Below are 23,461 nucleotides of genomic sequence, written 5' to 3' on the forward strand. Positions count from 1 at the left end.
GACCTTAAAAAAAGCAATTTTTTTCCTATACATGCTGGAATTCTATTGATATGTAGTAGTTATTTCGTTCATACTATACATAATACTAAAACTTATTTTAACATAGACTATTCGACTGAAAGCTTTGATCCGTCCGATGCATGGATTCAAGTATGAGAAGAAGGTCAATACATATGAAAGCTAGAGAGGGGTTAAACGAACTCATGGGACAAGATAAACAAGTCTTTTCTATCGACTGGGCTGGAAGAAACCTGACGGTAGAAGTAGGACAATTAGCAAAGCAAGCAAACGGAGCTGTGATGGTCCGATACGGAGATACGGCTGTGCTTAGTACTGCAACCGCTTCAAAGGAACCGAAAAAATTAGATTTCTTTCCATTAACCGTTAATTATGAAGAAAGATTATATGCAGTAGGTAAAATTCCGGGTGGATTCATTAAAAGAGAGGGACGTCCAAGTGAGAAGGCTGTATTGGCAAGCCGCTTAATCGACCGCCCAATCCGCCCGTTGTTTGCTGATGGATTCCGTAACGAAGTACAAGTTATCAGCATCGTGATGAGTGTGGATCAGAACTGCTCTTCCGAAATGGCGGCAATGTTCGGTTCTTCATTAGCACTTTCTGTTTCCGATATTCCTTTCCAAGGTCCAATAGCAGGCGTAACTGTAGGAAGAATCAACGACGAGTTCGTAATCAATCCGAATGTCGAGCAACTTGAAAAGAGCGATATCAACCTGGTTGTAGCAGGAACCAAAGATGCGATTAACATGGTGGAAGCTGGAGCTGATGAAGTACCAGAAGAAATTATGCTTGAAGCGATCATGTTTGGTCATGAAGAAATTAAACGCTTAATCGCTTTCCAAGAAGAGATTGTACAAGCTGTAGGTAAAGAAAAGACAGAAGTCACTCTTTATGAAGTGGATAAAAACCTTGAGCATGAGATTCGTGCTCTTGCAGAAGAGAAAATGACACAAGCTGTCCAAGTCTTCGAAAAGCATGCTCGTGAAGCTGCAATCAAAGAAGTGAAGACAGAGGTTCTTGCACGCTATGAAGAGCAAGAAGTAGAAGCTGATGTAATGAAGCAAGTTAATGAAATCCTTGGCATGCTTGTAAAAGAAGAAGTAAGACGCCTTATAACAGAAGATAAAGTACGCCCAGATGGACGTAAGAGCGACGAGATCCGTCCGCTTGCTTCTGAAGTCGGCCTATTGCCTCGTACTCACGGTTCCGGCTTGTTCACGCGTGGGCAAACTCAGGCATTGAGTATCTGTACACTTGGTGCACTTGGAGACGTTCAGATTCTTGATGGCTTAGGCATTGAAGAAGAGAAACGCTTTATGCATCATTATAACTTCCCATTATTCAGTGTAGGGGAAACAGGACCAATGAGAGGTCCAGGAAGACGTGAAATCGGTCACGGAGCTCTTGGGGAGCGCGCGCTTGATCCAGTCATTCCATCTGAAAAGGACTTTCCTTATACTGTTCGTCTAGTGTCGGAAGTACTTGAATCAAACGGTTCCACTTCTCAAGCAAGTATCTGTGCAAGTACACTTGCCATGATGGATGCCGGTGTACCTATTAAAGCTCCTGTAGCAGGTATTGCAATGGGATTAATTAAAAAAGGTGAGCACTATACTGTCCTTTCCGACATTCAGGGAATGGAAGATCATCTTGGAGATATGGACTTTAAAGTAGCCGGTACAGCTAAAGGTGTTACGGCACTGCAAATGGATATCAAAATTGAGGGGCTTTCCCGTGCCATTCTTGAAGAAGCACTTCAACAAGCGAAAATTGGGCGTATGCACATTCTAGAATCTATGCTTGCTACAATTGATGAGTCTCGTAAAGAGCTTTCTCCTTATGCACCGAAGATCTTGATGATGAGCATTAATCCTGATAAGATCCGTGATGTAATCGGACCTAGCGGGAAGCAAATCAATAAGATTATCGAAGAAACCGGAGTTAAGATTGACATCGAACAAGATGGAACGGTATTTATCTCTTCTATTAATATGGAGATGAACGACAAAGCGAAGAAAATCATCGAAGATATCGTACGTGAAGTCCAAGTGGGCGAAATTTACATGGGTAAAGTAAAACGTATTGAAAAGTTCGGTGCCTTTGTTGAGCTATTCAGTGGAAAAGATGGACTTGTCCACATTTCCGAACTTGCAGAAGAACGCGTTAAACAAGTGGAGGACGTAGTGAAGCTTGGAGAAGAAGTTCTTGTAAAAGTAATGGAGATTGACAAGCAGGGAAGAGTGAATCTTTCTAGAAAAGTCCTTCTGAAAGAGAAAAAAGAAAAAAACGAACAAATGTCCTAATATAGGAGCCTGGTTTGACCGCCGGGCTTTTTGTAGTACCTCCCCTATGTAAGTTAAATTACGGGGGATGGTTTCTAACAAGCTTTATTTGTTCTACCTTGTCCACTTCCTACATAAATTTTAAGTAGGAAGGAGTGGGTGGAATGAAAAGAAGTACGTTTCAACTGTTGGCATTTGTCATTATTGCATTTTTTACATATAACACGGTGAGTCAACCATTTCAGGGTGATATAGCTGCTATCCTTTCAAACGATATTACAGAAGTTGCCAAGAAAAAGGATGCACTCTATGTGGAAATTGAGCAGAAAGCGTCTACCTATGAAGTTGCCCCGCAAGACGCTAAGATAGATACAGTCTGGAAGGCTCAGCCAGGACTTAACGGATTAAAAGTGGACATTGAAGCTTCTTATAAAAATATGAAAAAGAGTGGGGAGTTTGACGAGAAAAAGCTTGTTATGAAGCAAATACCTCCTCAGATCCACCTCTCAGATTTACCACCTTCGCCTATTTATCGGGGACATCCTGAAAAGCCCATGGTGTCGTTTTTGATAAATGTAGCCTGGGGAAATGACCATATCCCGGGGATGCTTGAAACATTGAAAAAACACGGGGTGCAAGCCACCTTTTTTCTTGAAGGAAGATGGGTTAAAGAAAACCCTTCGATGGCTAAAATGATAATAGATGCAGGGCATGAAGTGGGAAATCATTCATATACTCACCCTAATATGAAAACTTTAGGCAGTACAGCCGTCAGGGAACAGCTGTTAAAAACAAATGAAGTAATTGAAGCGATCTCTGGAAGCAAAGTCACATGGTTTGCACCACCAAGTGGAAGTTACCGGGACGAGGTGGTAAATATCGCCCATGAAATGAAGTTAGGAACCATCATGTGGAGTGTTGACACCATTGATTGGCAAAAGCCAGAGCCAGCTGTCCTCATCAATCGCGTGATGGGCAAGGTCCATCCTGGGGCAATGGTTCTTATGCATCCTACACCTTCCACAGCAAACAGCTTAGAAACTCTTATTACATCCATTAAAGATAAAGGGCTTGAACTAGGAACGGTCTCTTCTCTGCTAAGTGAAGAAAGAATCGTTCATCACAACTAGATTTTGCAAACTTGAATAGGAGGATTATCGTTGCTTACTAAACATACTTGTTCAAACGGGGTAAGAATCGTATTAGAAAATATTCCACACGTCCGCTCGGTAGCGATAGGAGTGTGGATTGGTACAGGTTCAAGAAATGAAGATAATATCAACAACGGAGTATCTCATTTCCTTGAGCATATGTTCTTTAAAGGAACAGAAACAAAAAATGCACGTGATATCGCCGAAGCTTTTGATTCTATCGGTGGCCAGGTAAATGCATTCACTTCTAAGGAATACACATGTTATTATGCAAAAGTGATGGATGAACATTCCTCCTACGCACTTGGTGTATTAGCTGATATGTTTTTCCATTCCATCTTTGATGAAGAAGAATTGAAAAAAGAAAAAAATGTTGTGTACGAGGAAATCAAAATGTATGAAGATGCACCAGATGACATCGTTCATGACGTGTTGGCAAGAGCATCCTATGGAAACCATCCTCTAGGTTATCCGATATTGGGAACGGAAGAAACACTTTCCGCCTTTAACGGAGATACATTGCGTGAATATATGAAGGAAACATATACTCCTGACAATGTCGTCATTTCAGTAGCCGGGAATATTGATGAGTCATTTGTCAAAGAAATCGAAGACCTGTTTGGTACATATGAAACTGGTCACTCGAAGCGTGAGTATGTTCAGCCATCCTTTGAAACAGGAAGAATCGCAAAAAAGAAAACGACTGAACAGGCCCATCTCTGCATTGGGTATGACGGTCTTCCAATCGGTGATAAAGATATTTACAATTTGATTGTATTGAACAATGTGCTTGGAGGCAGCATGAGCAGCCGTCTGTTCCAGGATGTCAGAGAGGAACGCGGACTGGCGTATTCAGTCTATTCCTATCACTCCACTTTCCAAGACAATGGTATGCTTACCATTTATGGCGGAACTGGCAGCAACCAATTAGATCTTTTGTTTGAAACCATCCAACAGACCCTCAATACGCTTAAACGCGACGGGATCACTAAAAAAGAGTTGGTCAACAGTAAGGAGCAAATTAAGGGTAGTCTTATGTTAAGTCTGGAGAGTACGAACAGCCGTATGAGCAGAAATGGCAAGAACGAACTTCTACTCGGAAGACACCGCTCCCTTGATGATATATTAGAAAGAATTAATAGTATCACAGAGGAATCTGTAAATAGCTTGGCAACCAAGATTTTTACGGATGACTATTCGGTTGCTTTGATCAGTCCCAGCGGCGAAATGCCTAAATCGATTCAAGAAAAATAATAGGAGACCTGCCATTTTTCATTGGCAGGTTTTTTTTTGTGCGCCTTCTAATATAGATAGTATAGGGGAGGTGTTTTTTTATGAGGTTAAGTGAAATGAGCGGAAAGGAAATAGTCGATGTAAAGCGTGCAGAACGATTAGGCATACTTGGTCATACGGATCTTGAGATCAATGAGAATACTGGTGAGATCCGTTCGCTTATCATCCCATCGTTGAAATGGTTCGGATTAAAGAAGGAAGGCAGTGACATCAGGGTACCGTGGAATCATATTAAGAAGATTGGAACGGATATGATCATTATTGATATACCTGGAGAGGAAGAGTAATCGACTTGGCGCAAGCCAGGTCTTTTTTGTTTATAAAATTGCTGATCTCCAATTCACCATACTTGCAAACTCTTCCTTTCTCTTAGGATTCAAGCACAGATTTTCTATAGGTTACATAAGATGTGTAAGTAAGAAAAACTTGAGCCAGATTTACAAACTTTCACGAAGTAGAAGAAGGTGAACGATATATGCTGACCGGTTTGCACATAGCTGTCATTGGCGGTGATGCAAGGCAGCTGGAAGTGATACGTAAGCTTATTGAGCTAGACGCAAAGCTTTCGCTTGTAGGATTTGACCAGTTAGATCACGGCTTTACAGGTGCTTCAAAAGAACAGATGAATGAAGTTGATTTCACGACTGTTAATGCGATAATCCTTCCTGTTCCCGGCACAAATTTAGAGGGCCAGGTTGATACAATATTTTCTAATGAAAAAATTGTGTTAACGGAGGAGATAGTCAAGAACACACCTGAGCACTGTACCATTTATTCAGGTATTACGAATCCCTATTTGAATCAATTGGTGGCAAGTACAAACAGGAAGTTGGTCCAATTGTTCGAACGTGATGATGTTGCCATCTATAACGCCATTCCCACAGTAGAAGGTACCATTATGATGGTGATTCAACATACAGATATTACAATCCATAACTCCAAAGTAGCAGTCCTTGGTTTAGGGAGAGTCGGCATGAGCGTAGCACGTACGTTTGCTGCACTCGGTGCCAATGTACGTGTTGGTGCTAGAAAGTCCGAACATATTGCTCGTATCTTTGAGATGGGCGTTACGCCATTTCATCTCAACGAATTGGCTGCGAATGTAGCAGATGTTGATGTCTGTATTAATACGATTCCACACTTAATCGTCACATCGGATGTAATCTCCAAAATGCCTGCTCATACCCTTATTATCGACCTGGCATCTAAACCAGGAGGAACTGATTTCCGGTATGCTGAAAAAAGAGGGATTAAAGCATTATTAGCTCCAGGTCTTCCAGGAATTGTTGCTCCGAAAACGGCGGGGCAGATCGTGGCGAATGTCTTGTCACAATTACTTAAAGAAGATATGGAAGGGAGAAAGGGGAATTAACCATGCAATTAAAAGGTAAACGGCTAGGTTTTGGTTTAACGGGATCACATTGTACGTATGATGCGGTCGTTCCTGAGATTCAGAAGCTGCTTGATGCGGGTGCAGAAGTGAGGCCTGTAGTTACTTCGACGGTTCAACATACAAATACGAGATTCGGTCAAGGGGAAGATTGGATTAAACTGATTGAAGATATGACAGGGTTTAAAGTGATAGATTCCATTGTAAAAGCAGAGCCGCTTGGCCCGAAAATTCCATTGGATTGTATGATCATTGCCCCTTTAACCGGGAACTCAATGAGTAAATTAGCCAATGCCCTTACAGACTCACCTGTGTTAATGGCGGCAAAGGCTACACTCCGCAATCATAACCCAGTAGTCTTAGGCATATCTACCAATGATGCCCTTGGATTAAACGGGCTAAATTTAATGAGATTAATGGCAACTAAAAATATATACTTTATTCCTTATGGGCAAGATGCACCGGATAAAAAACCAAATTCGATGGTGGCGAGAATGAGCATGCTCATGCCGACAGTAGAGCTTGCATTACAACATAAGCAAATACAACCAGTTATCGTAGAGAGATACAAAGACGATTTATAATAAAAATTTGCTCAGAAGAGAAGAAAAGTAAGAATTTCTTCTCTTCTTTATTTCAGTAATATGATAAAATAAAAAACTATATATGAATATTTATTCTGAAAGCTCAGTTAAAATCCAAAGTGACAACAGAGCTATCATTAAAATGGAGAGGTGCTTAATAGATGAGTGGTTTACATGTAGCAGTAGTAGGCGCAACAGGAGCAGTAGGACAGCAGATGCTTCATACTTTAGAAGAAAGAAATTTCCCTATCAAGAAACTTACGCTATTATCTTCGGAGCGCTCTGCAGGTAAGAAAGTACTGTTTAAAGGGGAAGAAGTTACAATTGAAGTGGCAACACCTGATAAATTTGAAGGTGTCGATATAGCATTATTCAGTGCGGGTGGTAGTGTTTCCAAGGAACTTGCGCCTGAAGCGGCAAAACGAGGTGCAATTGTAGTGGATAACACCAGTTACTTCCGTATGGATCCTAATGTGCCATTAGTAGTACCTGAAGTTAATGAGCAAGACATCAAATCCCATAACGGCATCATTGCCAATCCGAATTGCTCTACCATACAAATGGTCGTTGCTTTAGAGCCAATCCGAAAGTCATATGGCCTTACTAAGGTCATTGTCAGCACGTATCAAGCAGTTTCAGGAGCAGGAGCGGCGGCAATTGATGAACTGGAATCCCAATCACAGGCAATCTTGAACAAAGAAGCCTTCACACCAAGCATTCTTCCTGTTAAAGGGGATAAAAAGCACTATCAAATTGCATTTAATGCCATTCCGCAGATTGATAAATTCGAAGAGAATGGCTTTACTTTTGAAGAATTAAAAATGATTAATGAAACGAAAAAAATCATGCACGACCAACAACTGCAGGTTGCTGCGACATGTGTACGCCTTCCGGTTGTAACAGGACATTCCGAGTCTGTATATATTGAAGTAGAAGACGAAAATGTGACTGTTCAGGATATGAAAGCGTTGCTTGAAAGTGCGCCTGGTGTCGTACTGCAAGACAATCCGGAAGAACAACTTTATCCAATGCCTGCTAATTGTGTAGGATCCAACGATGTATTTGTCGGCAGGATCAGGAAGGACTTAGATAACAAAAAAGGCTTCCATCTATGGATCGTATCTGACAACCTGTTAAAAGGTGCAGCTTGGAACTCCGTCCAGATTGCAGAAAGCTTGGTGAAACTCGGCGTCATCAACCGATAAAAGTTGGAGTAAAGGTCTTTCTAAGACCTTTTCTTTTCGGAAGAAAGCCAGGTTTCAGACAAACGCCATTCTTGAACAGTATGTGCCTTTTTGGAAAGGTACTATTTTCATCACATCTTTCGTATGTATTAAGGATGTTTCTAAACCGCGATGAGGTGTAATTATATGAAAATAATAGTTCAAAAGTTTGGTGGAACGTCAGTAAGAGATGAAAACAGCAGAAATGCTGCAGTGAATCATATAAAAAAGGCTGTAAAAGAAGGATACAAGGTAGTGGTCGTCGTATCCGCCATGGGAAGAAAAGGGGAGCCGTATGCAACGGATACCCTTCTGAACCTGGTTGAGCCTGTGAAGAACAACGTTTCAAAACGTGAAATAGATATGCTATTATCCTGTGGTGAAATTATCTCTTCCATTGTTTTCAGTAACCTGTTGCAAAAGGAAGGAATATCTGCCACGGCCCTAAATGGTCCGCAGGCTGGATTTAGAACCAATAATGACCACACAAATGCGCGCATCATTGAAATGAAATGCGAAAGACTTTTAGAAATGCTAGAATTGCACCAAGTGGTCGTGGTTGCAGGGTTTCAAGGGGAAGCCAAAAATGGGGACATTTCTACTATTGGACGTGGAGGAAGTGACACTTCAGCTTCCGCTCTTGGTGCAGCCCTTCATGCAGAATGGATTGATATTTTCACAGATGTGGAAGGAGTCATGACAGCAGACCCCCGCATTGTAAAGGATGCTTCTCCATTGCCAGTTGTCACCTATAATGAAATTTGTAACATGGCATATCAAGGAGCTAAAGTCATCCATCCACGTGCTGTGGAAATTGCGATGCAAGCAAAAATCCCCATCCGTATCAGGTCGACTTACTCAAACTCCACTGGGACATTAGTGACCTCTCTTGATAGAATGGGGAAGGGTGCTGATGTAAAAGATCGCCTAATCACGGGAATAGCACATGTACCCAACGTCACACAGATAAAGGTTTTTGCAAAAGAAGGAAATTATGGTATTCAAACAGAAGTCTTTCGGGCAATGGCCAATGAACAGATTAGCGTAGACTTTTTCAACATTTCACCTACTAGTGTGATTTATACGGTCACAGACGAGATGAGCGAAAAAGCAATAAATGTCCTGCAGAAATTAGGATATGAACCAAAAGTCAACCGCCACTGTGCAAAAGTAGCAACAGTTGGAGCAGGGATGACAGGTGTACCCGGAGTAACTTCCAAAATAGTGACTGCATTGTCTGAACTAGGGATACAAATTCTTCAATCCGCAGACAGTCACACTACAATCTGGGTGCTTGTAAAACAAGAAGATATGATTAAAGCGGTGAATGCTTTACACAAGGCTTTCAATCTTGCAAGAAAACAAATAACGATCTTACATCCAACCGCAGAAGAAGGAGAGAAAAAAGTCCATGATTAACTTTGGTAAAGTATCTACAGCTATGGTGACCCCTTTTGATAATAAAGGAAACATAGACTTTGAGAAAACAACACAATTGATCAATTATCTCATTAAAAACGGGACGGATTCCGTCGTCGTTGCAGGAACAACAGGAGAATCCCCTACACTATCGACAGAAGAAAAGCTTGCTCTATTTTCTCATGTAGTGAAGGTTGTCGATGGTAGAATTCCTGTAATCGCTGGGACCGGGAGCAATAATACCCGCGCATCCATCGACCTGACGAAAAAAGCGGAGGCAGTAGGTGTGGATGCCATCATGTTAGTGGCTCCTTACTATAGTAAGCCTAGTCAAGAAGGGCTTTATCAGCACTTTAGCACAATCGCATCTGAAACTTCCTTGCCTGTAATGTTATATAACATACCAGGTAGATCTGTTGTTAATATGTCGGTGGAAACGATTGTTCGCCTGTCTGCTATTGATAATGTCGTTGCAGTTAAAGAAGCAAGCGGGAATCTAGATGCCATGACAGAAATTATTGCAAACACACCGGATGAATTTGTCCTATACAGTGGGGATGACGGTCTTACTCTACCGGTCTTATCCATCGGTGGGAATGGTGTGGTATCTGTCGCTTCACATGTGTTGGGAAATCAAATGCAAGAAATGATTCGTTCTTTTGAGTCAGGGGAGCTTGCAAGTGCTGCCAAACAACACCAATCATTGTTGCCTGTTATGAAGGGATTATTCAGCGCTCCTAGCCCTTCTCCTGTTAAGACCGCCCTTCAACTAAAAGGAATGGATGTAGGCGGTGTCAGACTTCCTTTAGTCCGTTTGACAGAAGAAGAAAGAAATACGTTAACCAACCTACTTAAGACAGTATAATAGGTGTAAAAGACCAAGGCTGAAAATTTTGAGCTTTGGTCTTTTTTTCGCTCAAATAATACCATTAAATTCCAGTTGTTATAATATTTCTTGTATTCCAATTCTTTCATACGTTATAATAATTTCAAATGACATGGAGCGGATATTGATTTGGCACTAGGTAGCTGAAAATTTAATAGATCTCTTGATGCAAAGCGTGCATTGTCGTCATAATTCGTTTTACATATATTAGGAGGTAAAGAAGTGAATACACCACAGATAGAGAAACTTAAAGTTTTTGCCCTCGGGGGGATCGGGGAAATCGGTAAAAATATGTACGTTTTAGAAATGGAAGATTCCATTTATATCATGGATACAGGTGTCATGATTCCTGAAGACGGGATGTTCGGAATCGATATGGTTATCCCGGACACTACCTATTTAGAAGAGAACAAGGACAAGATTCAGGGGATATTCCTTACGCACGGACATGAAGAACATATGGGAGGACTTGCATATATCCTTAGGAAGTTTAAAGCTCCTGTATATGGGACCAAGTTCACGTTGGCACTTGCAAAAGAACTTGTAAACGGACTAGGAACTAAGGGTCAAGTGGAGTTTAATGAGGTAAATGACAGTACTGTCTTAGAACTGCCGCACACAACAGTAACCTTCTTTCGAACAAACCACAGCATTCCGGATTCCGTCGGGATTTGTTTTCATACTTCACAAGGTGCCATTGTTCATACTGGTGATTTCAAATTTGATCAATCCCAGTTATCTCAAAATGCAGACTTGGGCAAAATTGCGGAAATAGGGAACAAAGGTGTTTTATGTGTCCTTTCAGATAGCACCAATGCAGAAAAACCAGGCTATACCATTTCAGAATCAGTGGTAAGGCAAGAGATTGCAGATGTAACTTACAATGCAAAGGGCCGTGTATTTGCAGCGTGCTTATCTACAAACGTCGGACGAATCCAACAAATCGTCCAGGCTGCCGTAGACAGCAACAGAAAGCTTGTGGTCGTTTCTCACCCGACAGATCGCAATTTCACGATTGCAACAGAACTAGAGTACTTACACATACCGGATGACTTGCTTGTCCCTGTCAATGAACTTGGAAACCTAAAAGATAATAATGTAGTCGTCCTTACCATTGGAACTCATTCTCAACTTATGTCATCCTTATTGAAAATGGCCAAAGGTACGCATAAACATGCTCAAATCAAACAACAGGACATTGTGATGATTGCAGCGTCCCCGTCACCTGGAACGGAAATTACCGTAGCTAAAGTGATAGACAAGTTATATCGTGCCGGTGCTGTCGTCATATACGGCCAGAAAAAAATTCATTCTTCAGGACATGGTTGTCAGGAAGAACTTAAATTAATGTTGAACCTGCTTAAGCCTAAATTTGTTATTCCGATTCAAGGGGAATTCAAAATGCAAAGAGCGCTGTCCAAAGTGGCAGAGAGTGTTGGTATCGTTAAGGAAAACATCTTCTTGTTGAATAAGGGAGAAGTAGTTGAGTTCAACAGGGGTGCTGGCAAATATGCAGGCAAAGTATATGCAGGAAATGTGTTAATCGATGGTCTTGGAGTCGGTGATATCGGAAATATCGTTTTAAGAGATCGCAGGTTATTGTCTCAGGATGGAATCATGGTGGTGGTAGTTTCTATCAGCAAGAGCCAGAAGAAGATAATTGCGGGTCCTGAAATTCTTTCAAGAGGTTTTGTTTATGTACGCGAGTCAGAAGAACTTCTAGACAGAGCAAATGATATTGTGACAGAAATTCTCGACAATGCTGTAAAGGAGCAAATTCTTGAGTGGTCAAGCCTTAAGCTTAAAATCAGAGAATCCCTCAATCAGCACTTATACGAAAAGACCAGACGACGTCCGATGATACTTCCTATCATCATGGAAGTATAATATCATATCGTTTATAACCCGCAATGTGGCAGTTATCTGTCATGTTGCGGGTTTTGTTTTTCTAGTGATGGCGAATGAAAAAATGCATCACGTCAATACTATAATGGAATGAATTTATTTTTAAGGGACGGAAGGAGATTATCACATGTCTGATTTTACATACCAGTCATCAGAACAACCACAACAGGAGCCAAACAAGCAAGATGCGGGTAAGGATTCGTTGGTGAATAAAATTCAACAGCTTGGTCAAACGAATGTCGCCCAAATGCCATCCGACTCCAAGATACATTGTCTGACCATAGTGGGTCAAATTGAGGGACACGTCCAATTACCTCCCCAAAATAAAACAACCAAATACGAACATGTCATTCCTCAAATTGTTGCGATTGAGCAGAACCCAAATATCGAAGGGTTGCTCATCATCTTAAATACTGTTGGTGGAGATGTGGAGGCTGGCTTGGCCATTTCCGAAATGCTGGCGTCCTTGTCAAAACCGACCGTTTCTCTTGTACTTGGAGGCGGACATTCTATAGGTGTTCCCATTGCGGTCTCTTGTGACTATTCTTTTATCGCAGAAACTGCCACAATGACCATTCATCCTGTTCGATTGACAGGATTGGTGATCGGTGTTCCCCAAACTTTTGAATATTTGGATAAAATGCAAGACAGGGTTATTAACTTTGTAACAAAAAACTCAGGTATTCCTGAGGAAAAATTTAAGGAATTGATGCTCTCAAAGGGAAATCTTACTCGTGATATCGGTACCAATGTTGTTGGAGCAGATGCGGTAGAGTATGGATTGATAGATCAAGTAGGGGGAGTAGGAGAAGCAATCAGAAAGCTGAACGAGATGGTGGAAGCAAAAAATCAAGATAAAACACAAGAAGGGAAGATGCTGCAATGATTCTCTATACGACTATGCCGCAGGAGTTGATTTTTCCAGTGGAAAGTGGAGAATACGAAAAGCAACGGGTTATAGATTATAACGGCGTTTCCTTGGTTGTTCAGCAAACAGAGATGAACGCCTATCAGATTGTCCGAAACTTGAGCACAGATCCGGCTCACTATCTTAGTAGCGAGTATTCACCTGGACAAACGATTAATTTTCTTTAACACCGTTTCAACAGTCAGGGCTTATGTTATAATACAAGCATCAGAGGAAAAAGCAGCCAGTATTTGTTGGCTGCTTTCGTCTTCTCATTATGGTCAGATAGGTGAGAATAATGTCAAAACGAAAAAAAAGACAAAGAAAAACCAAAAACCGAGATGAGTGGAAACGGACAGTCACCTTTGAAGTAATGGGGCTGTTATTGTTGGCCATTACCTGTATAGCGATTGCCAAACTTGGTATGGTAGGACAAACCTTTGTTCTATTATTTCGTTTTTTTAGTGGAGAATGGTATATGCTCATGCTTCTTGGGCTATTGATATTGTCAGGGTATATCATCTGGAAAAGAGAGTTGCCAACCTTCTTTTCAAGGCAGCTGGTTGGCGTTTATGTTATTATGATGTCTGTTTTATTGCTTAGCCATGTCACCCTGTTTAGGATGTTGTCACGCGGCGGGTCATTTGCAGATCCTTCTGTTATCGGCAATACGTGGGAGCTATTCTGGCTGGAAGTGAACGGTGAAACAAGTACGACAGACCTTGGCGGCGGGATGATGGGAGCGATATTATTTGCGCTGTTTCATCTTCTATTTGATGCAAGAGGTGCACAGTGGATTGCGATGATATTTATCGTGATTGGTATCATTTTAGTCACCGGAAAATCCCTTAATGACACAGTGATCAAAGTTGCAGCAGGCATTTTCACCTTTGCAAAAAATCAATGGCTGGCATTTATGGATGATATGAAAGGTTGGAAAGAGGACAGCAACAAACGTAAAAAAGAGAAACAAGCTGAAGAGGTAAAGCAAAAAGTCGAGAAAAAAGACAAACCGGAAGAGGTCCTTGTTGTCGAGGATCCGTCAGTCGAAGAAATCATTTCTCCGCCTATCATTTCTTCCTTCAATGACAGAGAGTCAGAACTAAGCAAGGGCGAAGCAGCGCCGCAAGCTTCAACAAGTAATGATAAAGAATCAGGACAAGAAGAAGCGGGAGAACTCATAGCAGGTCCTATGGCCTTCACAGAAGTGGAGAATAAGGAGTATGTACTACCTTCACTTGATCTATTGAACAAGCCAATAGTGAATCATCAGACAACCGAGCACGAGAACATTTACCAGAACGCCAGAAAATTAGAAAAGACGTTTGCTAGCTTTGGTGTTAAAGCTAAAGTAACCAAGGTTCATCTCGGTCCGGCTGTTACAAAATATGAAGTATACCCGGATGTTGGCGTAAAAGTCAGCAAGATTGTAAATCTAAGTGATGACTTAGCACTTGCTCTTGCTGCCAAAGATATTCGAATTGAAGCCCCGATACCGGGTAAGTCGGCTATTGGAATTGAAGTGCCTAATAATGAAGTAGCAATGGTATCCCTAAGAGAAGTGTTAGACACCAAGCAGGCCGAAAAGCCGGATGCGAAGTTATTGATAGGCTTAGGTCGTGATATCTCTGGAGATTCCGTCGTAGCAGAGCTGAATAAAATGCCCCATCTTCTTGTTGCTGGTGCAACAGGAAGCGGGAAAAGTGTTTGTATAAACGGGATTATCACTAGTATTCTGGTCCGGGCTAAACCACACGAAGTAAAAATGATGATGATTGACCCGAAAATGGTAGAGTTGAACATGTACAACGGGGTACCTCATCTTTTAGCACCGGTAGTAACCGATCCTAAGAAAGCTTCGCAGGCACTGAAAAAGGTTGTTAATGAAATGGAACGCAGATATGAGTTGTTCTCTCATACTGGGACCAGAAATATCGAAGGTTATAATGATTACATAAAAAGACACAACCAGGATGAAGAGGCGAAACAGCCATCCCTTCCATACATTGTAGTCATTGTAGATGAACTTGCAGATTTAATGATGGTGGCATCCTCCGATGTGGAAGATTGTATTACAAGGCTTGCCCAAATGGCACGTGCAGCTGGAATTCATCTAATCATCGCTACACAAAGACCTTCTGTTGACGTTATTACAGGGGTCATAAAAGCGAATATTCCATCCCGTATCGCATTCAGTGTTTCTTCACAAACAGACTCTAGAACCATACTAGATATGGGAGGAGCGGAAAAACTACTAGGTCGGGGGGACATGTTGTTTCTTCCTGTCGGTGCCTCTAAGCCTATAAGAGTACAAGGTGCATTCTTGTCGGATGAAGAGGTGGAACGGATCGTTGACTTTGTCATTGAGCAGCAGAAAGCTCAATATCAAGAAGAAATGATACCTCAAGACATCAATGAAGAAATGGAAGAGGTAAATGATGATCTCTATGATGATGCAGTGCAACTTGTCCTAGAGATGCAGACTGCATCTGTGTCCATGCTGCAGCGCCGTTTCCGTATTGGCTACACTAGGGCTGCAAGGCTTATCGATGCCATGGAAGTCAGGGGAGTAGTCGGTCCTTATGAGGGCAGCAAACCACGTACTGTCTTAGTATCAGGTAAGCAAAGTGAAGATGTAGGGTCATAAAAAGCAAAAGTAAAAGGCAGCTAACATGGCCGCCTTTTACTTTTTTAACGGTAAGGAAGTATATAGTACAGTTGATTTCCGTTCCAGGCGCTTCGCTTGCCTGCGGGCGTCTACGCGCCTTCCACTCCAATCAACGAGGTGACTTCATTCACCTAGGGGGGGGGTGAAAAGGAATTTAACTGAGTTAACTGTAAAAGCACTAACATTTCGTTAAAATAATTTATAGCTGTGGATTGGAGCAAATGGTGAAGACTCCAGCGGGGTAGTAACGGTATGTTGAGACCCCTGAAGCGTTGTGAGGAGGCTCAAGCACCGTCCCGCGGAAAGCGAAGCCATTTGCGTAAAGGAACAGCGGCGAGTTTCCAATTAGCTAAATATTAGAGCTGGATATTTATGCTCGTTTTAATTTTTCACAAGAAAAACCTTTAAACCGCTTACTTTTTCGACAAAAAACTATAATATCTATTTATTTTACCCCTAAAAAGTGTTATATTATTTTGGATTAATAGGAAAACATGAAAAGTGTTTTGTAAACGGTTAATGGGGGATCAGTTATGACGATTCGGTCAGACAGCAGGCATTTGTATTTACTGGTTGTAGACAAATTAAAGCAAGATATTGAGAACAAGGTGTATAAAGAAAAAGAGAAACTACCTTCCGAATTCGAATTGTCTCGACGTCTAGGAGTAAGCAGAGCGACACTAAGAGAAGCATTGCGTGTATTAGAAGAAGAAAACATTGTGGTTAGAAGGCACGGTGTAGGAACCTTCGTTAACTCCAAGCCGGTGTTCTCATCCGGAATAGAACAACTAAATTCGGTAACAGAAATGATCTCACAAGCAGGAATGAAACCTGGGACGGTCTTTTTGACTTCTACCATTGAAACTCCAAGCGAGGAAGAATTATTAAAATTCAATAACAAGGAAATCAAAGAAGTTCTTCATTTTGAACGAGTTCGAACAGCCAATGATCTTCCGGTTGTCTATTGTATTGATAAGATTCCTACCACGATTGTGGAAGACTATCATTCCTATAAGAATGAATCTCTCTTGAAACTCCTTGAAAATGAAGCAGGAAGATATATTTCTTATGCCGTGACACATATTGAACCACTTGGTTATCATGATAAAATTTCGCCGATTCTCGAATGTGAACCCGAAACGGCATTGCTTGTATTAAAACAAATGCACTACGATCAAAATGATGAACCTATCCTCTATTCGCTCAATTACTTTAGAGCAGATAAATTCAGCTTCCATGTTTTAAGAAAGCGTCCATAGAGATTTCGGAACACCACGACTGAGTGGTGTTTTTATTTTGAGCGTTCTCTGGGTTATCTGACTTGAAAATCTTTCTATTTTAACGTTATATTGGGTTTAGGACTATTTTTTAAACGTTATAGAAAGAATAGTACTGTCTATATTTTTATACGATTAACTAATTGATGAAATCTGTTGTTCTTTAAACAGAGTAAAGGAGGAGATTTCTTGAAACTAGTCGATGAAAGAACGTACACCCTCAATGGAATTAATGTTCATACTATTCCAACCGATAAATTTAAAACGAATACGATTGTTTTGAAAATTAAAGCTCCATTATCAGAGGAAGATGTAACGCTTCGTGCCTTAATGCCGTATGTTCTACAAAATGCTGTGAAGTCCCACCCTCAACCCTCCCAATTCCGGGCATATCTTGATGAATTATATGGGGCTAGCCTTGCTGTAGACCTTAGCAAAAAAGGGGAAGACCATATTATTTCCATGCGTTTAGAGATTGCCAACGAAAAATTTCTGAAAGATTCGACACCACTTTTAGAAAAAGGGCTGGAACTTTTAAGTGAAGTATTATTGCAGCCCGTAACGGAAGGTAATGGATTTAAAACATCCACTGTGGAGAAGGAAAAGAGAGCATTAAAGCAGAGGATTCAATCTGTATACGATGATAAAATGCGTTATGCAAGCCAGCGTTTAATCGAGGAGATGTGTGCTGGCGAACCTTATCGCCTAAGTGTAAACGGTGAAAAGGAAAAAGTAGATGCCATAACACCAGAATCTCTTTATGACTATTATCAGCATATGTTGAAAACCAATGACATCCACCTGTATTTGGTTGGGGATATTAAAGAAGAAGAAGTGGACGAATATGTTAAAAAGTACTTCATTTTGCCAAATCAAGAGAACAAAGTAACTTCTTCTATCACTCAGCCTAACAAAGATAATAAAGAACCGAATGAAGTCATAGAACCGCAGGATATAAAACAAGGTAAATTAAATATCGGGTACAGAACAAATGTAACGTTCAAAGATGATCTTTATTATGCCTTGCAAGTGTTCAATGGAATATTTGGCGGCTTTTCACATTCAAAACTCTTTATCAATGTGAGGGAAAAGGAGAGCTTAGCCTATTACGCTGCCTCAAGAGTGGAGAGCCATAAAGGGTTGCTGCTAGTTATGTCTGGAATTGACTTTTCCAATTACGAAAAAGCTGTCACCATCATCAATCAACAGATTGAAGCAATGAAGCAAGGTGAATATACTGACGCGGAAATGTCACAGACGAAAGCGGTCATTAAAAACCAGATTCTCGAAACAATTGACACAGCAAGAGGATTAATTGAGGTCCTTTACAATAATGAAGTTTCAGAAGCTGACAAACCAATAGAAGCATTCCTAGAAGGTGTGGAGAATGTTACAAAAGAGGAAATCCAGGAAGTTGCAAAGCTAATTGAACTGGATACTACTTATTTTTTAACAGGGAAGGAGGCGTAAAGAATGGAAAAGATTGAATTTAATCAACTGGCAGAAACCTTGTATCATGAAACTCTAGACAATGGGTTAGAGGTATACCTGTTGCCGAAAGCTGGATTTCATAAGACATATGCGACATTTACGACAAAATATGGATCTATTGATAATAAATTTGTTCCAATCGGAAAGGACGATTTTGTAACAGTTCCGGATGGAATCGCTCATTTTCTAGAGCATAAATTGTTTGAAAAAGAGCATGGGGACGTTTTTCAAGATTTTAGCAAGCAAGGTGCTTCCGCTAACGCCTTTACATCTTTTACCAGAACAGCTTACCTCTTCTCCAGTACATCAAATGTGGAAAAAAATCTTGAAACCTTGATGGATTTTGTGCAAGCACCATATTTTACGGAAAAGACCGTGGAAAAAGAGAAAGGTATTATCGGGCAAGAGATCACGATGTATGAGGATAATGCCGATTGGCGTGCTTATTTTGGATTAATTGAAAGCATGTTCCATAATCACCCAGTAAAAATTGATATTGCAGGTACGATTAGTTCCATTTCCAATATAACAAAAGATCTATTATACACTTGCTATGAAACATTTTATCATCCGAGCAATATGCTCTTATTCATTGTTGGCCCCATGGACACCAACGAGATGATGCAATTTATCAAAGATAATCAAGGAAAGAAAACATTCAAAGAGGAAGAAGAAATTAAACGTCAATTTGATGAGGAACCAACTTCCGTTAATGAAAAGAAGAAAGTTCTCAAAATGAATGTCCATACGTCAAAATGTATGGTTGGAATAAAAGAATCTAATCCAACTAAACAAGGAACGGAACTTCTCAAGCATGAACTGACAGTGAACATAATGCTTGACCTTCTGTTCGGCAAAAGTTCTGATCATTACCAAAAGCTTTATGACGACGGTCTAATTGACGAGACATTTGCTTACGATTATACAGGAGAAAACGGCTTTGGATTTGCCATGCTGGGCGGAGATACATCCGAACCGGATAAATTGGCAGAAAGATTACAAACTATTTTGCTTCAGTTTGATCCAACTTCCATTGAAGAAGAAGAACTTGAAAGAATAAAGAAGAAAAAAATCGGGTCATTCCTGCGCGCACTCAACTCACCAGAGTTTATCGCAAACCAGTTTACCCGCTATGCATTTAATAACATGGATCTTTTTGAGGTCACTCCTCAACTCGAGAAAATTACACTCGAAGACTTAAAAACGGTGGCTCAAGACTTTATCAAAGAAGAAGCATTTACAACATGCCAAGTTGTGCCGAAATAAAGAAATAACGAAGTCCGGTTCGAAACTATACGAACCGGCTTCTTTTTATAAAGGATGATATACATGAATAAAACAGCACTTGTAATTGGAGCGAGTGGGGATATTGGAAGAGAAATCGCCAAATCATTATTGAACGAAGGTTACACGACCTATCTCCACTATAATAGCGATAATCAATCGATACATAATCTACAGCGAGAATTTGGCGACGAAAAAGTTGTTCCTATACAAGCTGACCTGAACACCGGTGCTGGCGTGCAGAAACTCAAAACCGGCGCCTATACATCTGTTGATACGATAGTCTTTAATGCGGGAACGACCTATTATGGCTTAATGACAGATATTGATGAAAAGACAAAGCAACAAATGATACAACTTAACATAACATCATTATATTCAACCATTCAAGCATTCCTACCCGACATGCTGAGGAAAAGGAACGGGAATATTGTAGTCATATCTTCCATATGGGGGGAAATAGGGGCTTCATGTGAAGTGCTGTATTCCATGACAAAAGGTGCCCAGATTGCCTTTGTGAAAGCATTGGCTAAAGAAGTAGCCCTGAATGGGATTAGAGTAAACGCCATAGCACCTGGAGCAGTATTTACAAAAATGCTAAACAATCTTAGCGATGATGAAAAACAGGAAATAAGTGATGATATACCAATGGGCAGACTGGCTCATCCATATGAAATTGCCGATGCTGTCTGCTTTCTCCTTTCAGATAAATCCTCTTATATTACGGGACAGGTCCTTGGAGTAAACGGCGGATGGAATTAACAAGGCATGAATAAATACAGCAAGACCATCACATACTAACTCTTGAACAAATGTGGAAGGAGGAGTTAATATGTCAGTACTTGATAATTGGGATCAGTGGAAAGGTTTTTTAGGTGACCGTCTAAATCATGCAGAGCATGAAGGGATGGACAATGGTGCGATTTCTCAACTTGCTTATGAAATCGGAGACTATCTTGCTAAAGAAGTGGAAGCGAAAAACCCTCAAGAAAGAGTTTTAGCAGACCTTTGGAAAGTGGCTAGTCCAGAAGAGCAACATGCAATTGCCAATATGATGGTAAAATTGGTTCAAAACGACGGAACGCATTAAGAGAGGCATCTACCTCTCTTTTTTTGTTGTCAAAATTCGAGATTATTCTTGTGTAATTACTTTCTTATTAAAGAAATATTGGATATGATAGAAGTAACATACAATAGAACGATTGGTTTGAGAGGGTGAAGGGGTTTGATGGAGAAAAAAGAGTGGTATTTAGAATATGAAATACATATCAATAGGCCAGGACTGCTTGGGGACATTGCATCCCTTTTGGGTATGCTTTCCATCAATATTGTCACAATCAACGGGGTGGATGATGCAAGAAGGGGAATGCTGCTGCTCAGCGACTCAAATGAGCAAATAGTCCGTCTTGAATCTATCTTAAATACAATGGATAATATAACTGTTACAAAGCTGCGCGAACCTAAATTGCGTGATCGTTTGGCTGTGCGACATGGAAGATACATACAGCGGGATGCAGACGATAAAAAAACGTTTCGCTTCGTACGCGATGAATTAGGTTTATTGGTTGATTTCCTAGCAGAACTATTTAAACAGGATGGCCATAAACTAATTGGAATTAGGGGGATGCCGCGCGTTGGCAAAACAGAGTCGATCGTTGCCTCCAGTGTCTGTGCAAACAAAAGATGGTTATTTGTATCAAGTACTTTGCTAAAACAAACCATCCGAAGTCAATTAATTGAAGATGAATACAATGTGGACAACCTATTTATCATAGATGGTATTGTTTCGACCAAAAGGGCAAATGAAAAGCACTGGCAACTAATTCGTGAAATAATGCGAATATCTGCTGTAAAAGTGGTTGAACATCCTGATATTTTCGTGCAAAATACAGAATATAAACTAGATGATTTCGATTATATTATTGAACTTAGGAATAATGAAGATGAAGAAATCACCTACGATGTGGTGCAACCAAATAATATGTTTGATGAGAATCCTTTCGGGGGTTTTGATTTCTAAAAATGTTGGAAGGTGTAATTGTTGACAGAACTAGGTAATAGATTGAAACAGGCAAGAGAAGAAAAAGGCTTATCATTAGAGGATTTACAATCCGTCACTAAAATACAGAAAAGATATTTGATCGGAATAGAGGAAGGTAATTATTCCATTATGCCTGGTCAATTTTATGCCCGTGCCTTTATCAGACAATATTCGGAAGCTGTGGGGTTAGATCCGGAAGTGATCTTTGAAGAACACAAAAACGATATACCTGCAAATGACAAAGATGAAATTCCACAGCTATCGAGAGTGAAAACTCGTAAACAGGTACCAACGTCATCCAAAAACACGAAGGTATTTAATTTTATCCCTAAAGTGTTAATGTTTTTAGCATTTGTTGCAGTGGTTGCCATCCTTTACGTGCTTTTTCAGAACTGGGGTGTAGGGAGCTCATCTGACACACAGCAGGATAACAAAAATGTAGTAATTGATCCTGCAACAACTGAAAACCAAGAAGCAGCTGAAAACGAAAAAGAAGATGCTGAAGAAGAACAGCCCGAACAGACTGAGGAAGAAGAACCTGTTGAAGAAAAAACGACAACAGGTACCTTGACCAAGGTTTCTTCTAGCAGTCCTAATGCGACTTTTGAACTAAAAGACACTAACAAATTTGAAGTGGAACTGTCTGCACAAGACGGGAACACGTGGGTCGGCATCACTAATGCAGCAGGTGAATCCTTCCTTAGCAAGGAACTGAAAGATGGAGAAACGGAAACGTTCGACCTGTCAAAAGAGGCAGAAGTGCTCTTAAATGTAGGTTGGGTTCCCGCTACAAAAATTAAAATTAACGGAGAAGAATTTGAATTTCCTTTTCCGGTAAACGATGTAACAACGCAGAAAGTCACTATTAAATTTGTACAAAATGGTCAACAATAAAGTCATCGGGATGATGGCTTTTTTTGTACAGACCTTTTGATAAGGCTCCATCAAAGCAATCCACTGATTGAACACCTTAAGCAAACATTAGACAAACCTGTATATTTTATGTATAGTGGAAAAGCAATATTGAATGCTGGAGGAATGAACGTGAATTTACCTAACAAAATTACTGTTTCAAGAATCTTTATGATTCCGATTTTTATGATTCTAATGCTTGCACCATTAAATTGGGGAGAACTTGCCATTGGAGATGAGTCCATTCCGTACACACATCTTCTTGCAGCACTTATATTTATCATTGCATCCATCACCGACTGGGTAGATGGTTATTATGCGAGAAAACTAAATCTTGTGACCAATCTAGGGAAATTCCTTGATCCGCTTGCAGATAAACTATTAGTATCTGCAGCATTAATTGCACTAGTTGAGCTTCAATTGGCTCCAGCATGGATTGTCATTGTCATTATCAGCAGAGAGTTCGCTGTCACCGGCCTTCGTTTAGTACTTGCAGGTGAAGGGGAAGTAGTGGCTGCAAACATGCTTGGCAAAATTAAAACATGGGCCCAAATCATTGCGGTATCCGCACTACTATTACATAACTTGCCATTTGAATTAATTGGTTTCCCATTTGCTACTATTGCTTTATGGATAGCGATGATCTTTACCATTTACTCTGGTTGGGATTACTTTTATAAAAACAGACAAGCATTTGTTAATTCTAAATAACACGTTTTAAAAGGGGAGA

The 23,461-nt window shown here is 40.5% G+C and carries 21 protein-coding genes; all 21 read left to right on the forward strand.

Annotation, left to right across the window (positions count from 1 at the left end; translation table 11 throughout):
• Positions 1-203: 203 nt before the first annotated feature.
• The 21 genes from pnp (at position 204) to pgsA (ending at position 23,442) form a co-directional block, all read left to right on the forward strand.
• Positions 204-2,321, forward strand: coding sequence for a polyribonucleotide nucleotidyltransferase (gene pnp / locus LG307_RS09930; RefSeq protein WP_404450427.1), 2,118 nt, complete (start codon positions 204-206; stop codon positions 2,319-2,321).
• Between the two features lie 143 nt (positions 2,322-2,464).
• Positions 2,465-3,430, forward strand: coding sequence for a polysaccharide deacetylase family protein (locus LG307_RS09935; protein WP_404450107.1), 966 nt, complete (start codon positions 2,465-2,467; stop codon positions 3,428-3,430).
• Positions 3,431-3,460: 30 nt separating this feature from the next.
• Positions 3,461-4,705 (forward strand): M16 family metallopeptidase, encoded by a 1,245-nt coding sequence (locus LG307_RS09940; RefSeq protein WP_404450108.1) that lies wholly within the window; start codon positions 3,461-3,463, stop codon positions 4,703-4,705.
• An 80-nt stretch (positions 4,706-4,785) separates the two neighbouring features.
• On the forward strand, positions 4,786-5,031 hold the full coding sequence (locus LG307_RS09945; RefSeq protein ID WP_404450109.1) for a YlmC/YmxH family sporulation protein: 246 nt from the start codon (positions 4,786-4,788) through the stop codon (positions 5,029-5,031).
• Between the two features lie 188 nt (positions 5,032-5,219).
• Positions 5,220-6,116, forward strand: coding sequence for a dipicolinic acid synthetase subunit A (gene dpaA, locus LG307_RS09950; protein WP_404450110.1), 897 nt, complete (start codon positions 5,220-5,222; stop codon positions 6,114-6,116).
• Positions 6,117-6,118: 2 nt separating this feature from the next.
• On the forward strand, positions 6,119-6,718 hold the full coding sequence (locus LG307_RS09955) for a dipicolinate synthase subunit B (RefSeq protein WP_404450111.1): 600 nt from the start codon (positions 6,119-6,121) through the stop codon (positions 6,716-6,718).
• Between the two features lie 161 nt (positions 6,719-6,879).
• Complete coding sequence (gene asd / locus LG307_RS09960) at positions 6,880-7,923, forward strand: aspartate-semialdehyde dehydrogenase (RefSeq protein ID WP_404450112.1); 1,044 nt, start codon at positions 6,880-6,882, stop codon at positions 7,921-7,923.
• Positions 7,924-8,088: 165 nt separating this feature from the next.
• Positions 8,089-9,360 (forward strand): aspartate kinase, encoded by a 1,272-nt coding sequence (gene dapG / locus LG307_RS09965; RefSeq protein ID WP_404450113.1) that lies wholly within the window; start codon positions 8,089-8,091, stop codon positions 9,358-9,360.
• Positions 9,353-10,225 (forward strand): 4-hydroxy-tetrahydrodipicolinate synthase, encoded by an 873-nt coding sequence (dapA, locus tag LG307_RS09970; protein ID WP_404450114.1) that lies wholly within the window; start codon positions 9,353-9,355, stop codon positions 10,223-10,225. The genes dapG and dapA overlap by 8 nt, the downstream gene beginning before the upstream one ends.
• A 243-nt stretch (positions 10,226-10,468) precedes the next feature.
• Complete coding sequence (locus LG307_RS09975) at positions 10,469-12,133, forward strand: ribonuclease J (RefSeq protein WP_404450115.1); 1,665 nt, start codon at positions 10,469-10,471, stop codon at positions 12,131-12,133.
• A gap of 145 nt (positions 12,134-12,278) precedes the next feature.
• The gene (locus LG307_RS09980) at positions 12,279-13,037 is read left to right on the forward strand and encodes a ClpP family protease (RefSeq protein ID WP_404450116.1); all 759 of its coding nucleotides are present in this window, start codon (positions 12,279-12,281) and stop codon (positions 13,035-13,037) included.
• The gene (locus tag LG307_RS09985) at positions 13,034-13,246 is read left to right on the forward strand and encodes a YlzJ-like family protein (protein WP_404450117.1); all 213 of its coding nucleotides are present in this window, start codon (positions 13,034-13,036) and stop codon (positions 13,244-13,246) included. The genes LG307_RS09980 and LG307_RS09985 overlap by 4 nt, the downstream gene beginning before the upstream one ends.
• 110 nt (positions 13,247-13,356) lie before the next feature.
• A complete protein-coding gene (locus tag LG307_RS09990) occupies positions 13,357-15,705 on the forward strand; it encodes a DNA translocase FtsK (RefSeq protein WP_404450118.1) in 2,349 nt (782 codons plus the stop codon).
• A 554-nt stretch (positions 15,706-16,259) separates the two neighbouring features.
• Positions 16,260-16,985, forward strand: a complete 726-nt coding sequence (locus tag LG307_RS09995; RefSeq protein WP_404450119.1) for a GntR family transcriptional regulator — start codon at positions 16,260-16,262, stop codon at positions 16,983-16,985.
• 207 nt (positions 16,986-17,192) lie between these two features.
• Entirely contained in the window at positions 17,193-18,473 is a 1,281-nt protein-coding gene (gene yfmF, locus LG307_RS10000) for an EF-P 5-aminopentanol modification-associated protein YfmF (RefSeq protein WP_404450120.1), read from the forward strand.
• A gap of 3 nt (positions 18,474-18,476) precedes the next feature.
• The gene (gene yfmH, locus LG307_RS10005) at positions 18,477-19,760 is read left to right on the forward strand and encodes an EF-P 5-aminopentanol modification-associated protein YfmH (RefSeq protein ID WP_404450121.1); all 1,284 of its coding nucleotides are present in this window, start codon (positions 18,477-18,479) and stop codon (positions 19,758-19,760) included.
• 63 nt (positions 19,761-19,823) lie between these two features.
• Positions 19,824-20,540: an elongation factor P 5-aminopentanone reductase gene (ymfI, locus tag LG307_RS10010; RefSeq protein WP_404450122.1), complete on the forward strand. Its 717-nt coding sequence runs from the start codon at positions 19,824-19,826 to the stop codon at positions 20,538-20,540.
• Between the two features lie 70 nt (positions 20,541-20,610).
• Complete coding sequence (locus LG307_RS10015) at positions 20,611-20,868, forward strand: DUF3243 domain-containing protein (protein ID WP_404450123.1); 258 nt, start codon at positions 20,611-20,613, stop codon at positions 20,866-20,868.
• 138 nt (positions 20,869-21,006) lie between these two features.
• Positions 21,007-21,798 carry a DUF3388 domain-containing protein gene (locus LG307_RS10020; RefSeq protein WP_010193276.1) on the forward strand — a complete coding sequence of 264 codons (792 nt, stop codon included), beginning with the start codon at positions 21,007-21,009 and terminating at the stop codon, positions 21,796-21,798.
• Between the two features lie 21 nt (positions 21,799-21,819).
• Positions 21,820-22,713 carry a RodZ domain-containing protein gene (locus tag LG307_RS10025; RefSeq protein WP_404450124.1) on the forward strand — a complete coding sequence of 298 codons (894 nt, stop codon included), beginning with the start codon at positions 21,820-21,822 and terminating at the stop codon, positions 22,711-22,713.
• 144 nt (positions 22,714-22,857) lie between these two features.
• The gene (gene pgsA, locus LG307_RS10030; protein ID WP_223493376.1) at positions 22,858-23,442 is read left to right on the forward strand and encodes a CDP-diacylglycerol--glycerol-3-phosphate 3-phosphatidyltransferase; all 585 of its coding nucleotides are present in this window, start codon (positions 22,858-22,860) and stop codon (positions 23,440-23,442) included.
• Positions 23,443-23,461: the final 19 nt, after the last annotated feature.

It is taken from the genome of Sutcliffiella horikoshii, from assembly GCF_044809035.1.
In the GTDB taxonomy this organism is placed as follows: Bacteria; Bacillota; Bacilli; order Bacillales; family Bacillaceae_I; genus Sutcliffiella_A; species Sutcliffiella_A horikoshii_G.